Origin of the sequence: Exiguobacterium profundum, assembly GCF_001909285.1 — a bacterium.
Taxonomy (GTDB): Bacteria; Bacillota; Bacilli; order Exiguobacteriales; family Exiguobacteriaceae; genus Exiguobacterium; species Exiguobacterium profundum.
The window spans coordinates 108684-123955 of record NZ_MRSV01000001.1 but is presented as its reverse complement, the minus strand read 5'-3'; the positions used below and the strand labels follow the sequence as shown (position 1 = coordinate 123955).

Annotated in this window: 15 protein-coding genes and 1 tRNA gene (1 of these 16 only partly in view); 15 read left to right on the top strand and 1 reads right to left on the bottom strand. The window is 50.2% G+C overall.

The genetic code is table 11. The features are described 5' to 3' along the window. Genes argJ through argF form a run of 6 tightly spaced genes read left to right on the top strand, consistent with a single transcriptional unit; the run spans position 1 to position 8084 of the window. Positions 1-1218: a bifunctional glutamate N-acetyltransferase/amino-acid acetyltransferase ArgJ gene (gene argJ, locus BBB58_RS00740; RefSeq protein ID WP_074034872.1), complete on the top strand. Its 1218-nt coding sequence runs from the start codon at positions 1-3 to the stop codon at positions 1216-1218. Continuing rightward, entirely contained in the window at positions 1215-1994 is a 780-nt protein-coding gene (argB, locus tag BBB58_RS00735; RefSeq protein WP_074034870.1) for an acetylglutamate kinase, read from the top strand. Before argJ ends, argB begins: the two co-directional genes overlap by 4 nt. Beyond that, positions 1954-3099, top strand: a complete 1146-nt coding sequence (gene argD, locus BBB58_RS00730) for an acetylornithine transaminase (protein WP_074034868.1) — start codon at positions 1954-1956, stop codon at positions 3097-3099. The genes argB and argD overlap by 41 nt, the downstream gene beginning before the upstream one ends. Next, positions 3096-4148 (top strand): carbamoyl phosphate synthase small subunit, encoded by a 1053-nt coding sequence (locus tag BBB58_RS00725; protein ID WP_074034866.1) that lies wholly within the window; start codon positions 3096-3098, stop codon positions 4146-4148. The genes argD and BBB58_RS00725 overlap by 4 nt, the downstream gene beginning before the upstream one ends. Continuing rightward, positions 4141-7161, top strand: a complete 3021-nt coding sequence (gene carB / locus BBB58_RS00720) for a carbamoyl-phosphate synthase (glutamine-hydrolyzing) large subunit (RefSeq protein WP_074034864.1) — start codon at positions 4141-4143, stop codon at positions 7159-7161. The genes BBB58_RS00725 and carB overlap by 8 nt, the downstream gene beginning before the upstream one ends. Beyond that, positions 7158-8084, top strand: coding sequence for an ornithine carbamoyltransferase (gene argF / locus BBB58_RS00715; protein WP_074034861.1), 927 nt, complete (start codon positions 7158-7160; stop codon positions 8082-8084). Before carB ends, argF begins: the two co-directional genes overlap by 4 nt. A 37-nt stretch (positions 8085-8121) precedes the next feature. Here argF and BBB58_RS00710 read toward each other — a convergent pair whose 3' ends face one another. Next, positions 8122-8847, bottom strand: coding sequence for a rhomboid family intramembrane serine protease (locus BBB58_RS00710; RefSeq protein ID WP_074034859.1), 726 nt, complete (start codon positions 8845-8847; stop codon positions 8122-8124). 63 nt (positions 8848-8910) lie between these two features. Here BBB58_RS00710 and acpS point away from each other — a divergent pair, with 63 nt between their 5' ends. The 9 genes from acpS to BBB58_RS00665 all read left to right on the top strand — a co-directional run. Continuing rightward, on the top strand, positions 8911-9279 hold the full coding sequence (acpS, locus tag BBB58_RS00705; RefSeq protein WP_074034857.1) for a holo-ACP synthase: 369 nt from the start codon (positions 8911-8913) through the stop codon (positions 9277-9279). After that, the gene (alr, locus tag BBB58_RS00700) at positions 9266-10342 is read left to right on the top strand and encodes an alanine racemase (protein ID WP_074034855.1); all 1077 of its coding nucleotides are present in this window, start codon (positions 9266-9268) and stop codon (positions 10340-10342) included. The genes acpS and alr overlap by 14 nt, the downstream gene beginning before the upstream one ends. A 129-nt stretch (positions 10343-10471) precedes the next feature. After that, positions 10472-10750, top strand: coding sequence for a hypothetical protein (locus BBB58_RS00695; protein WP_074034853.1), 279 nt, complete (start codon positions 10472-10474; stop codon positions 10748-10750). A gap of 5 nt (positions 10751-10755) precedes the next feature. After that, on the top strand, positions 10756-11106 hold the full coding sequence (locus tag BBB58_RS00690) for a type II toxin-antitoxin system PemK/MazF family toxin (protein ID WP_026824472.1): 351 nt from the start codon (positions 10756-10758) through the stop codon (positions 11104-11106). 141 nt (positions 11107-11247) lie between these two features. Continuing rightward, complete coding sequence (locus BBB58_RS00685; RefSeq protein WP_074034851.1) at positions 11248-11574, top strand: STAS domain-containing protein; 327 nt, start codon at positions 11248-11250, stop codon at positions 11572-11574. Further along, positions 11571-12050: an anti-sigma B factor RsbW gene (rsbW, locus tag BBB58_RS00680; protein ID WP_074034849.1), complete on the top strand. Its 480-nt coding sequence runs from the start codon at positions 11571-11573 to the stop codon at positions 12048-12050. Before BBB58_RS00685 ends, rsbW begins: the two co-directional genes overlap by 4 nt. After that, on the top strand, positions 12016-12816 hold the full coding sequence (gene sigB / locus BBB58_RS00675; protein ID WP_015880560.1) for an RNA polymerase sigma factor SigB: 801 nt from the start codon (positions 12016-12018) through the stop codon (positions 12814-12816). Before rsbW ends, sigB begins: the two co-directional genes overlap by 35 nt. A gap of 69 nt (positions 12817-12885) precedes the next feature. After that, the gene (locus tag BBB58_RS00670; protein WP_074034847.1) at positions 12886-15015 is read left to right on the top strand and encodes a Tex family protein; all 2130 of its coding nucleotides are present in this window, start codon (positions 12886-12888) and stop codon (positions 15013-15015) included. Between the two features lie 204 nt (positions 15016-15219). Beyond that, a tRNA-OTHER gene (locus BBB58_RS00665) sits at positions 15220-15272 on the top strand; it runs 64 nt beyond the window's last position.

Sequence of the window (15272 nt, the reverse complement as noted above, 5' to 3'; positions counted from 1 at the left end):
ATGATCGACATCATGGCGACCCAAAAACCGGGCATCGTATCACCGAAAGGATTTCAAGCGTGCGGCATTCATGCGGGACTAAAACGAAAACGGAAAGATTTGGCGCTGCTCGTCTGTGAACGACCGGCGAGCGCGGCGGCCGTCTATACGACAAACCACTTTCAAGCCGCACCGATTCAAGTGACAAAAGCGTCATTAGCCGAAACAAACGGCTATCTTCGAGCCGTGTTAATCAATAGCGGGAACGCGAACGCCTGTACAGGTGAACAAGGGCTGAAGGACGCCTACACGATGCGCGACATGACCGCAACACATATCGGTGTAAAACCGGAAGAAGTGGCAGTCGCTTCAACGGGCGTCATCGGTCAGCCACTTCCGATGATCCCGCTCATAAACGGGATTGGTCATCTGCAACCGTCCAACACATGGGAAGATGGACAGTCGTTCGCTGAAGCCATATTGACGACGGACACCGGGACGAAACAAACTAGTGTCCATTACAAAGAAGGAGAAGCGACCGTGACGATCTCAGGCGTCGCCAAAGGATCGGGGATGATTCACCCGAATATGGCGACGATGCTCGGATTCGTGACGACAGATGCCGTCATCGCACCGGAGTTGTTGCAGCAGACATTAAAGAAAAGCGTCGACGCCTCGTTCAATAACATCACGGTGGACGGGGACAGCTCGACAAACGATATGGTCCTCGTCATGGCGAGCGGGGCAGTAGAAATGGAAGAAATCAAAGAGGGGACTTCCGCACACATCGCGTTCCAACAGGCTTTGACAGATGTATGTTTAGAGCTTGCCAAAGCGATTGCAAAAGATGGGGAAGGAGCGACGAAACTCATAGAAGTGAATGTCAGTGGCGCAACATCCGACCAACAAGCCAGAACGATTGCCAAGCAAATCGTCGGGTCCTCTCTGGTGAAGACAGCGGTATATGGACAGGATGCCAACTGGGGACGAATCATTGCCGCAATCGGCGCCGTCCCGTTCCCTGTGAACGTGGAGGCGATCGATATTCAAATAGGGAGTCAACTTGTTTTAAAGGACAGTACGCCTGTCTGGTTTGATGAGGCGTATGCGACCGAAGAGATGAGTCGGGACGTCGTCACCATCACAGTCGACTTGCATGGCGGGGAAGGGTTCGGTCAGGCATACGGATGTGACTTAACCTACGACTACGTCAAAATCAATGCGAGTTACCGGACATGAAGAAGCGGAAAGTCATCAAACTTGGGGGCAGTGTCTGGGAGTCGATGACACCTTCGTATTTTGAAGAGTGGCGAGGATGGATGGAAGAAGGAAATGATTTGCTCATCGTACATGGAGGTGGGCCGAAACTATCGGCTTATTGCATGTCTCAACAAATTGAACCGTTGTTCTTGGCCGGACGTCGCGTGACGACAGATGAGGTGTTGATTGGTGCTTGGCGTGTGTTGGCAGGAGAAATGCAGACGAACGTCGTGTCGACATTGGCTCGATATGACCTCGATGCGTTTGGTTTATCGGGGGTCGACGGGAGTGCGATTTTCGGTCAACCTCTGAATGGACTTGGGAAAGTCGGTGAGGTGATTTCGATTCGAAATGACGTGTTCGAACGGCTGATGGATTCCGGACATGTTCCGGTTGTGACATCGGTGATTGCCGGCGCGGAAGGACCGCTGAACTGTAATGGCGATGATTGTGCGGTGGCACTTGCTATTTCGTTACAAGCGGATGAATTGGAACTATTGACCGATGTGAACGGTATTCGCATACACGGTGAATTTCAGACGACGCTAACTGAACGGGACATTCGAGAAGCCATCGCATCTGGAGAAATTGATGGAGGGATGGTGCCGAAAGTAGAGGCGCTATTTGCAGCAGTGGCAGGAGGGGTAAAAAGTGCCCGCATCCGAGATGGTCGTGACGCGACGCTCGCAGGGACAAGATTATGGGAGGGGAACTATGAATTCGCTTTTACCGACATACGGGAAACGAACGATTGAGATCGCGCAGGCGAGCGGGTCGTACGTGACGGATGTTTCAGGAAAGACGTACTTAGACTTTGTGATGGGCATTGCCGTATGTGGGACGGGGCATCGTCATCCATACGTGCAGCAGAAAATTGAAGAACAATTGAACCGGGTGTGGCATACATCCAACCTCTATTTGATACCTGGTCAGCAACGTGTCGCTGAAAAGTTGACGGAAGGAACACATCTGACGCATGCCTTCTTTTGTAACAGTGGGACAGAAGCGAATGAGGCGGCCTTTAAGTTAGTCCGAAAGTGGACGCAGAAAACAAAAATCATCACATTCACGCAGTCGTTTCATGGACGTACATTCGCTATGCTCGGGGCGACTGGTCAAGAGAAGGTGAAACATGGATTTGGACCGATGGTGAGTGACTTTATTCATGCACCGTTCAACGATATGGAGGCTCTTGACTGGATCGATGATGAGACATCTGCTGTTTGGCTCGAGATCGTACAAGGTGAAGGCGGTGTGGTCGTCGCAGATCCCCTGTGGTTGCAGGCGTTACAGGAAGCAGCTGACAAATACGATGTCAAAATCGTCGTCGATGAAGTGCAGACCGGCATCGCGCGTACAGGGACACGTTTCGCATACGAACAAACACCGCTCCGTCCTCATATCATCACGTTAGCGAAAGGATTGGGGAGTGGCATTCCGGTCGGCGCAATATTGACGACGGCGGAAGCGGCGACGGTCTTTGGTCCTGGGAGTCACGGTTCGACCTTCGGTGGAAATCCAGTGGCGATGGCTGCGGCAGAAGCGACACTCGATGTCCTCTTCACACCCGAGTCTCTTAAGCATGTCACAGACATGGGAGATTATTTGAAAGAAGGACTCAGTCGCTTCGTGGATGGAGAACGTTTCGTCGAAGTGAGAGGACTTGGGCTGATGATTGGGCTTGTCTCGACAGAACCGGTAGCAGACTGTGTCACAGAATTGGCAGAGGCGGGTTTATTGGTCGTCATGGCGGGGCCGCACGTCATCCGCTTCCTGCCTTCACTACTGGTCACGAAATCGGAGATTGACGAAGCATTGACGAAACTTGAACAAATCTTACAGAAGGAGGGCGTCGTATGAACGGAAGCATCAGCTTAATGAACGGGAAGTACTTTACAGGAACATGGGAGACGAGTGCGCGACACGCAAGTGGTGAAGTCGTGTTCTTCACCGGGATGACGGGCTATCAAGAAGTGTTGACCGACCCGTCATATGCTGGACAGATCATCGCGTTCACTTATCCGCTGATCGGACAATATGGACTGGAATCAGACGGGAGCGAAAGTGCTCACATTCAAGTGGCCGGCGTCCTCGTGCAATCACTTGCCGATTCTGGGGATCAGTCTGACTTAAAGGATTGGTTAGAACAGGAAGGGATTCCGGTTCTGTCACAAGTCGATGTGCGTGCACTCGTTCATGTGTTGCGTGATGAAGGCGATCAGTTTGGAATGATGGCAGCGGACATACATGAAACGTTGGAAGTTCCAGATGTTCGTCATCTAACAGAGCGCGTCACAACAACGTCTATCGTTCAGGAAGGGGACGGAGAGAAAGGGCATATCGTCTGTCTCGACTTCGGGGTGAAGGCGTCGATGATTGGTGAAATGGTGAAACGTGGGTATCGTTTGACGAGTGTTCCGTACCAGACGTCAAAAGAGGTCGTCGAGGCATTGCGACCGGATGGGATTTTAGTATCGAACGGGCCCGGGGACCCGCGAGACCACATCGGGCAGATTGAAGTCATCCGGGAATTGGCGTTATCGTATCCGACCCTCGGGATTTGTATGGGGCATCAACTGCTCGCGCTCGCGTTCGGTTGCAAGATTGAAAAGCAAACATACGGACATCGTGGCTCGAATCACCCGGTCCGAAACGTCAAGACGAACGAAGTATGGATGACGTCGCAAAATCACGGTTATGTGGTCGCGCGTATGAGTATCGAACAGAGCCCGCTTGAACTGCTTTATGAGAACGTGAACGATCACTCGGTGGAAGGGTTGATTCATCCGAATGCATCCATTTTCACGACACAGTTCCATCCGGAGGCGAGTCCCGGACCAACGGACGCGCAGTCCGTCTTCGACCGTTTTGATGAAATGATTCAGCAAGGAGTGAACGTGTATGCATAAAAAAGTACTCGTTATCGGATCGGGACCCATCGTGATTGGGCAGGCCGCAGAGTTTGATTATTCCGGAACGCAGGCGTGTCAGGCGCTTCGTGAAGCCGGTTGTGAAGTCGTCTTATTGAACTCCAATCCTGCCACAATCATGACGGACCCAGGAATGGCGGACGCGACGTATATTGAGGCGATGACCGTTCAAAAAGCGACCGAGATCATTGAAAAAGAACGTCCGACGCACGTCCTTGCGACGGTCGGGGGACAGACGGCGTTGAACTTGGCTCTTGATCTCGAGGAAGCTGGCGTGTTGACCCAATATGGAATCGAACTTCTCGGTACATCACTCGACACGATTCGTGACGGGGAAGACCGTGAGCGGTTCAAACAAAAGATGGAGCTGTTGAACGAGCCGATCCCGACATCGACGACGATTGAGACGATTGAAGAACTGACAGCTTTCATTGAGACGACCGGTGTTCCGCTCATCGTCCGTCCGGCGTTCACGCTCGGTGGGACCGGCGGTGGGATTGCGATGACGGAGGATGAGGCGTACACGATGGCGCGTCGGGGTCTTGAGGCAAGCCCGATCTCACAATGTTTGGTCGAGAAGAGCATCGCTGGCTATAAAGAATTTGAATATGAGGTCATGCGTGACGCGCTCGGAACGTGCATCATCGTCTGCAACATGGAAAATATCGATCCGGTCGGTGTGCATACGGGGGACTCCGTCGTGTTCGCTCCGGCCCAAACCTTATCGGACCAAATGCATCAGACGTTACGGAGCGCTGCGTTTCGAATCGTCTCCGAACTCGGTGTGATTGGTGGATGTAACATTCAGTTCGCGGTGCATCCGACGAAGTCAGAGTACTACGTGATTGAAGTCAATCCTCGTGTCTCTCGGAGCTCGGCACTCGCGTCAAAAGCGACCGGCTATCCGATTGCCAAAATTGCGACACGTCTCGCTTTAGGTGAACCGTTAGATCACTGTATCAATCCAGTCACAACGAATACGATGGCGAGCTTTGAACCGGCACTTGATTACATTACGGCGAAAGTACCCTGTTTCCCGTTCGACTTGTTCGCGGAAACAGAACGCGCACTCGGACCACAGATGAAGGCGACCGGTGAGAGTATGGCGATGGGAAAAACGTTAGAAGAAGCGTTACAGAAGGCATGGCGTGGTGCCGGAATCGAACAGGCACCGCTTTATCCGAAGTGGATGCAGGGAGCCACAGTCGACGTTTTGATGGGCGAAGTCGAGGCGCCGACCGATCGTAGATTGCACGCTTGTCTCGCTTTGCTCGACCGTGAGTTGATGTCGGCCGATGCATTACAGCAGGTTACGGGCATCACCCCTCACTTCATTCACATGTTAAAACGACTTATTCAGGTGACGAAGGAAGATTTGACGAATCCGGTCCAGTTGCTTCAAGCGAAGCGACTTGGTTTCACGGACGCGCAAATTGCCGCCGTGATGCATATGCAAACCGAGGAGATCAAGGTGTTCCGAGAGGCGGCCTCGATTCAACCGGTATATCAGATGATTGATACGTGTGCAGCCGAGTTCGAAAGCAAGACCCCGTATTTTTACGGTTCATGGCACGGAACGTCCGAAGTGAAGCCGAGTGAAAAACGGAAGGTTGCCATCATTGGGGCAGGTCCGATTCGAATCGGACAGGGCATCGAGTTCGATTACAGTTCGGTTCATGCGGTCTGGGCACTTCAAAAACTTGGCATCGAAACGATTATGATCAACAACAACCCGGAGACCGTATCGACGGACTTCTCGATTGCAGACAAACTGTATGTCGAACCGCTGACGAGTGAAGATGTCATGCACGTGTTAGAAGCGGAAGGGTGCCGCGATGTCTTAATCCAGTTCGGTGGACAGACGGGTATTGCACTCGCTCATGATTTAGAAGCGGCGGGGTATCACTTGCTCGGTGCATCCGCAGACACCATCGACCAAATGGAAGACCGGGAACGTTTCTATCAATTCCTTGATTCGATTGAAGTCGAACACATCCCGGGTGAAGAAGTCACTTCCCCGACGCAGTTGCAGGAAGCCATCCAACAGTTAGGCTATCCATGTATCTTGCGCCCGTCCTACGTGATTGGAGGAAAGGGCATGTTACTCATTCATTCAGAGGAACAGTTAGCAGAGGTGTTACCGAACCTTACCTATCCAACGCTAGTCGACCAATATGTCGCAGGGCGTGAGCTTGAAGTGGATTGTGTAACGGACGGGGAAACGGTATATGTGCCCGTCGTCCTAGAACAAATCGAAGCAGCGGGTGTTCATTCCGGAGACTCGACGATGATCTTGCCGCCGGTCGAGACGAGTCTAGCGATTCAAGAGCAAGTGGAGTCGATTGCGAAACGAATCGGACAGGCGCTCGATTATAAAGGAGCTCTGAACATTCAGTTCGTGTTGAAGAAAGACACAATCTACGTCCTTGAAATCAATCCGCGTGCGTCGCGGACTGTGCCGATTGTCAGCAAAGTGACAGGTGAGCCGTTAATCGAATGGGCGACCTACGCGGCGTACGGTCTCGCATTGAACGATTTCGTTCCGACACATCCCTCGAGATTGACAAACTATGCGGTAAAGACTCCGATCTTCTCGAACGTCAAACTGCCAGGCGTAGACCCGATGACAGGTCCGGTCATGCGTTCGACAGGCGAGACACTTCAATTCAGTTCACATTCATATGTGCCGGAGCGCTTTACGTATGATGCGCTGACCACACGGGTGATGAATCGTCCGCAAATCGTATTCGGGAAAGGGTTTGAACACGTCGGAAATACACCACTCGCAGACGTCATTGATTTTCAAGATGTCGCCGTATTGTTCTCGGATGCGGTTGACGAACGAGCAACACGTGAAATCGCCGTTCGCCATGGGGTGCATATCATTTCGTCCAAACAGTTAGCTCAGTATTATCAGATGAGTCAGTCACGGACCGGCAATCCGGTTCAGTCGTTGCAATCCATTCAAATGAGAGAGGGAGTAGCCAAATGACAGTGAAGACGATACAACATTTTTTAACGATGGAGGAATTGACACCGGATACGCTCGATTCGTTGATGCAATTGGCACACGAAGTGAAACGTTCACCTCAATCTTATGCAACGGTGCTGACAGGGAAGAAAGTCGCATTGCTATTTGAAAAGGCATCGACACGGACGCGTATGTCATTTGAAGTCGGGGTGGTCGAATTAGGTGGATACCCACTCTTTCTCAGCGGTCAAGATTTGCAAATCGGGCGTGGTGAACCGTTGACGGACACGATTCAAGTGATGAGTCGGTATGTGGACGCACTCATGATTCGGACGTATGCGCATGAAACGGTGGAGACGTTGGCACAACACGGGTCAATCCCAATCATCAATGGATTGACGGACTTGCATCATCCGTGCCAAGTGCTCGCGGATTTATTGACGATTGAAGAGCGGTTCGGGAGTCGTGCCGGAAAGGTGTTGACGTATATCGGAGACGGCAATAATATGGCACATTCGCTTATGATCGGTGGGGCACTGAGTGGGATGCATATCCGCATCGCCTCACCAAACGGATACACCGTTGATCAAGGCATTTATGAGAAAGCGAGAAAGTTGGCTGAATCAACGGGAGGAAGCATCGCGTTGTTCGAAAACCCATCGCTTGCTGCGAATGGGGCAGATATTGTCTATACTGACGTCTTTGCAAGCATGGGGCAGGAGGGAGAAGCAGAGGAGCGGCTGATGAAGTTTAACGGTTTTCAAGTGAATGAAGAGTTGATGGCACTTGCGAACCCCGACGCCATCTTCCTTCACTGTTTGCCGGCGCATCGCGGGGAAGAAGTGACGGCTGAGGTGATCGATGGACCGCAGTCATGGGTGTTCGATCAAGCCGAGAATCGTTTACATGCACAAAAAGCACTGATGCTGACATTGCTAACGTAACAACAAAGGGTGACACGCCACGTGTCACCCTTTGTTGTTATAAGAACCTTGCCAATAATCCAAAGACGGCCAGTCCGATAATGATGTAGAAAAACCACTTTCCATCCCCGGAATGAATGACAGGGGGCGTGTACGAACGTTGCTTATACTTCCCGTAGCGCATCGGGCGCGTATACGGGACGGTGAAACGTGAGAGTGGGATGGCAAGTAAGAATCCTGCCAAGAAGCCGTACACATGTCCCCAAAGAGAAACGTTCGAACCAATCAATGTGAAGACGGCACTGATGGCGACGAAGATGTAGACCAAGCGGGCATCTTGGCTGTACATCAACGTGCGACGGAAACGACCGATGAATACGTAGAATCCGAGAATGGCCAAGATGGCGCCTGACGCCCCGGCCTGTAGATAAAACAAGTTGCTGACAGTGAAGTACGTGAGCAGGTTGGCGAGCGCTCCAGCGAATACATAAAACAAGGCAAATTTCACGTGTCCGACCATTCGTTCCATCGCTGGTCCGAAGATGATCAGTGCGAACGAGTTGAACAGCAAGTGACCGAGACTCAAATGAATGAAGTTGGCCGTGACCAAGCGGTACCATTGTCCGTCCGCGAGTGCCAAATGGAACGACCCTCCCGTCGCCACGATTCGTAAACCAGGTGCGAAAGAATCGATGACAAACACAAGGAGTTGGATTACAATGAACAGCGTTACGAGTGGATATGCCCGTACAAACGTTTGAACATTTTCCGTACGACTAAACATAACATCACCTCTTTCCTCAATTGTATAAGGAAACGGGGAGAAAAGGAAAGGAGCGAGTGTCCCGTGATTGTAGGAATTGGAGTCGATATCGTCGAGCTTGATCGGATGGCTCGCTCGATGAAACAACCACGTTTTTTAAAACGGCTGCTCACCGATGCGGAATATGAATTGTCTCAACAGTATCCGCTCCCGCGTCAAATCGAGTTTGTCTCGGGTCGCTTTGCTGCAAAAGAAGCTTACGCCAAGGCAATCGGGACTGGCATCGCACACGGGTTATCGTGGCGTCATATTGAAATTTTACCGGATGAGACGGGTCGACCTGTCATGACCGCACCGTTTACGGGGAAGATTCATGTCAGCATCAGCCATAGTCAAACATACGCCATCGCACAAGTCATCTTAGAAGAGGAGGGACACCATGTTTCGTCCTAGTCGAATCGAGATTGATCGGGCGTCCATCGCCCATAATATAAAAGAATTAACGAAACGAATTCCGCAGGACCTCATGGCAGTTGTCAAAGCGAACGCCTACGGACACGGGGCCGTCGAAGTGGCGAAAATTGCCCTTGAGAACGGAGCGACGATGCTCGGGGTCGCGTTACTCGAGGAAGCGCTCGAACTCCGCGATGCGGGAATCAAAGCACCGATTCTCGTCATGGAAGCGCAATTCCCTGAATATGCCGGAGTAGCGGCAGCACAGGAAATCACGTTGTCTGTTTTTTCTGCTGAATGGTTACAAGAGGCTGCTCCTTATATAGAAGAAAAGCCGTTAACGGTTCATATTAAAGTCGATACCGGAATGGGGCGTCTCGGGTTGCGCACCCGTGAACAGTTAGATGCCTTACTTGAAGAAGCGACTGATTCGTTTGTGGTGGAAGGGATCTATACCCACTTCGCAACGGCGGATGAACTCGACAGCGATCTGTATTATACACAGCAAGAGCGGTTCGAGCGTTTGATGGATGGGCTCCACGAGCGGTTCCGCTATATCCATACGTCGAACTCGGCCGGTGCAATCCGAATGGCCGGACAAGATGTTCCTTATAATCTGGTTCGTGTCGGCATCGCGCTCTATGGGTTATATCCGTCACGTGAGATGGAGACGTTCTATTCGTTCCTGCGCCCGGCCTTCACGCTAAAAAGTCAGCTCATGCAGGTGAAGCGGCTAGAGGCAGGTCAGACCATCAGTTACGGTGCGACGTATACAACGTCAGCCGATGAATGGATTGGTACCGTTCCAGTCGGATATGCGGACGGGTGGTTACGAAAGGCGAGCGGGTTTGAAGTGGAGGTCAATGGGATTCGTTGTCCGATCGTGGGACGCGTCTGTATGGACCGTTTCATGATCCGGCTTCCAAAAGAGTTTCCGGTCGGGACGGACGTGACCCTTGTCGGTGGAAACGTCGCCATTGATGAACTCGCCTCATATCTTGGGACGATCAACTATGAGATCGTTTGCCAATTCACGAGCCGATTGCCACGTCTTTATGTGTGAATCATAAATCGTGTGAAATTATCTGAATTCTTTCTCGATTTCTCTATATTTTCCCATTCCCGCGTGTTATATTGATAAAGAACGCGGGAGAATTTCCGCCAGTCCATGAAACGATTCTGGAGGTGTAAGATGTTGAAGCAGCGAACTGCGGGTGCGCTAGCGTCCGTCCCAGATCGGTTCTCGCAACAAGGGGGTCCGATTTCGATGAAAGACCGTGAAACACTGTCCTTGAACGATGTAGTGACATACTTGTCTAAAGAAATTGCTGATCGACAACAAACACTGCGTGAAGAATTGGCGAAAGGCTATCAAGAGATGGCCGCGTTTAACTTGAATATGGCAGAAGAGATGCTAATGATTGAAACCGAAGCCGAACACGCTCTCTTACGTCAAGTAAGTGGGGTGTGAGCAGCGTGATCGTAAAGCGTGGTGACGTGTTTTATGCGAATCTGTCGCCCGTAGTCGGCTCAGAGCAAGGTGGCGTTCGACCCGTTCTGATCGTACAGAACGACATCGGCAATCGCTTTAGCCCGACCGTCATTGTCGCTGCGATTACAGCTCAGATTCAAAAAGCAAAACTGCCGACTCATGTGGAAGTATATCAAGAGAAGCACGGACTCGAACGAGACTCTGTGATTTTGCTTGAACAGATTCGAACGATTGATAAGCGTCGTCTGACGGATAAAGTCACTCATCTCGATGATGAGACGATGCATAAAGTGGACAGAGCGCTAGAGATCAGTATGGGATTGATCCCTCTCTAGCCTTACATAGATAAGACTGGTACATAGGTATCGGTCTTTTTTTAATCTTTTTTTAAAAAAGTGGTTTAAGATTTTGTCAGAGGGGAATTTAAGTTAATCGTACTCAATTTTTCTGTACGGACTTTTAGGAGGGAATAGACGATGGATTTAGCGATTCGCGAGCAAGTCATTGGAGAACAATTACACCTTTACGTATCCGGAGAAGTGGATACATATACTGCACCAAAATTGAAAGAAGTATTGCATCCGGCCATCAGTGAACAAGATGTGGTCGTTCATTTAGACGAAGTGGAGTATATGGATTCGACAGGTCTTGGCGTGTTCGTCGGGGCATTGAAAATTGCCACAAGTAAAAAAAAAGAGTTGTCACTTGTCGGAGTCACAGACCGAGTCAATCGTCTGTTCGAATTGACGGGTCTTCACAAACTTCTTTCTATTAATTCGAACGTAAGAGGTGGCACGCAATGAATAATGTTGAACAGACGGTCATGACGTTCCCGGCCAAACCCGAATATGTCGGTGTGGTTCGATTAGTCGTTTCAGGAATCGCTAACCGTATGGGATATACGTACGACGAGATCGAGGATATTAAAATCGCGGTCTCGGAAGCATGTGGCAACGCTGTCCAACATGCTTATGACGATCATCAAGATGGAGAGGTCAAACTCGCTTGCGGCGTCTATGCAGATCGTCTTGAAATCACGATTGAGGATTCCGGCAAGACGTTCGCAGATGATGTGAAGCGTCAAGCCGCTCCGGTCGAAGAAACGACCGAAATTGAATCGCTCCATGAAGGAGGACTTGGTCTCTTCTTGATCGAAGCATTAATGGACGATGTCTCGATCAATAAAGACAGCGGTGTCAAAGTGACGATGACAAAACTCCTCAATAGGGACGAGGTGGATCAGAGTGCCAGCAAAATCTCAACAACGCCATCACAGTGATGACGAGGTACTAGAGTGGATTGAACGCTATCAACAAGACGATCAAAACGAAGAAGTGCAAATGCTCCTCATCAACCGCTATTCTGACCTCGTTGAAGCACTCGCGCGTAAATTCTCGCGTGGCCGTGCGATTCACGACGATCTTGTGCAAGTTGGGATGATTGGGTTACTGGCGGCACTTCGTCGATTTGACCCGGAATTTGGTCGTAGCTTCGAGTCGTTTGCTGTCCCGACCATCATCGGGGAAATCAAACGATTTATTCGTGACAAGACGTGGAGTGTCCACGTACCGCGTCGAATCAAAGAACTCGGACCAAAGATTAAAAAGACGGTCGAAGAGTTGACGACCGAATTACAACGTTCGCCACGAATCGATGAGATTGCCGACCACCTTGGCGTGTCCGATGAAGAAATTCTCGAAACGCTCGAGATGGGCAAAAGTTATCAAGCCTTGTCGGTCGATAGTTCGATCGAAGCGGATAACGAAGGTAGTACGGTCACATTACTCGACTTGGTCGGTAGCCAAGAGCGCGGGTACGAATCAGTCGACCAGCGTCTCATTCTAGAGAAAGCGTTCAATGTCTTAAACGAGCGTGAACGCGCCATCTTGGAATGCGCTTACTATAAGAATATGAGTCAAAAAGAAACAGGAGAACTTCTTGGAATCTCGCAGATGCATGTCTCCCGTTTGCAACGGCGAGCACTCGAAAAGCTGCGTGAAGCCATCAAGGTTCCACTCAATGAAGTATTCTCAAGCGATGACTAATCGAGTCATCGCTTTTTTGTTTTTTTTTTTGCTACACTTTGAAAGAAATCAAAAAAGGAAGTGATTCAAGTGATTACGAAAGTGGCTAACGCGTTAAACTTGAAAGTGAACCAAGTCGAGACGGTTCAGCAGCTCGCATCTGAAGGGGCGACGATTCCGTTCATGGCCCGGTATCGGAAGGAAATGACGGGAAATTTGGACGAAATTGAAATCAAAGGAATCTTGGATGCTCTTCAATATGAAGAGAGTCTACAAAAACGCAAGGCGGATGTCATTGCTAAATTAGAAGAGTTGGAAAAATCCACGCCTGAATTATCTAGAGCGTTAGAGGCGGCGACTACGCTTCAACAAGTGGAAGACATTTATTTGCCGTATCGTCCAAAACGACGTACGAAAGCAGAACAGGGACGCGAGAAAGGACTGCAGCCGCTTGCGGATTGGTTCCGGGACAAATCACCCTATTCTTCAGACAAGGTAAAAGAACTCGCTCAAGACGTCGAGGTAGAGGAAGCCTTGCCGCTCGTCCATGCCATCATCGGTGAAGAATGGGGAGAGGAAGCGAAACTGCGCCAGATGCTTCGTGACCGCGTACGCAAAGAAGGACTTTTGCGTTCGAAGAAGAAAAAACAAGCGGAAGACGAAAAAGAGATTTTTGCGCATTTTTATGAATATGAAGAGAAGATCGCTGGCATTGTCCCACACCGTGTACTCGCCTTGAATCGCGGGGAACGTACGGACGTGCTCCAAGTGAAAGTAGTGTTCGACGAGACGCGTTTCATGGATCGAGCCCTCCGTACATATGAACGACTTCCGAAAGAAAAACGTGAAGTTGTAGAGACGGCTGTGACGGAGGCGTACAAGAAGTCGGTCTTCCCGGCTATCGAACGGGAGATTCGTGGGGAGTTGACGGAAAAAGCAGAAGAGCAGGCGATCGATGTCTTCTCGAAAAACTTGAAACAACTCTATATGCAGCCGCCCCTTCGCGAGGTCGTCGTCTTAGGGATCGACCCGGCTTATCGAACTGGTTGTAAATGGGCAGTCGTCAATGAAATCGGAAAAGTCGAAGAGGTCGGTGTCTTCTATCCGACGGCACCGAAACATGATATCGCCGGCGCTGAAAAAGTACTTACGAGACTCGCGAAGAAATATCCAATCTCGGTTATCGTCGTCGGAAACGGAACCGCCTCACGGGAGACGGAACAATTCGTCGCCGACTGGTTGAAGAAAGCGGAACGTGATATTGCTTACGCGATTGTGAACGAAGCGGGGGCAAGTGTCTACTCGGCATCGGAAGTCGCACGAAGTGAATTCCCGGATTTGAAAGTTGAGGAACGGTCAGCCGTTTCGATTGCACGTCGAATTCAAGATGCGATGGCGGAACTTGTCAAAGTCGACCCCCAATCAGTCGGTGTCGGACAATATCAGCATGACGTCAGCCAGAATAAACTGAAAGCCTCCTTAGAGTTCGTCGTCGAGAGCGTGGTCAACATGGTCGGAATCGATGTGAACCGTGCTTCCGAGTCTTTATTGACGTACGTCTCAGGACTCAATAAAACGACGGCGAAAAATATTGTGGCATATCGTGAAGAGAATGGACGCTTTGAAACGAGAAAGGAAATTAAGAAAGTACCTCGTCTTGGAGCGAAGGCGTTTGAGCAGGCGGCTGGATTCTTACGGATCATGAACGGGAAGGACGTTCTCGACCAGACAGAGATTCACCCGGAAAGCTATCCGCTCGCGTTATCCATTTTAAAAGAGATCGGATCTTCAAAATCAGAGGTCGGTACGGCTGCGCTTCGAGAACGATTGCAACAAGTCGACGCTAAAGCCTTGAGTGAAGAACTAGAGGCGGGGCTTCCGACAGTTGAAGACATTTTGAAGTCATTAGCTAAACCAGGGCGTGACCCGCGAGAAGATATCCAGAAACCATTACTACGCACGGACGTCATGAGTCTCGAAGACCTTCAAGTCGGTATGGAATTCCAAGGAACCGTTCGAAACGTCATTGATTTTGGCGCGTTCGTTGACATTGGGGTGAAACAGGATGGTTTGGTCCACATTTCGAAATTATCGAATCGATACGTGAAGCATCCATTAGATGTCGTGGCGGTTGGTGACATCGTGACCGTGTGGATCGAACAAGTCGATGTGAATCGTGGACGGATTAGTTTAACGATGCTTGCACCGAGCGTTAAATAAGAAGAAACTCGTATCAGGTAAAATGTTTTTCATTTTACCTGATTTTTTTTAGAAAAATTGTTGACGGTCTTTTTGTGCCGTGATATCTTATAGAAGTCGCCGAGAGACGGCACGCGAAATAAACGTTTTTCTAAGAAAGTGATTGACAGGTTTCTGGTTTGCGGTTACAATATAAATCGTTACTTCGATAATTTCAAGCAACGTTCCGCAATAGCTCAGTGGTAGAGCAACCGGCTGTTAACCGGTAGGTCGTAGGT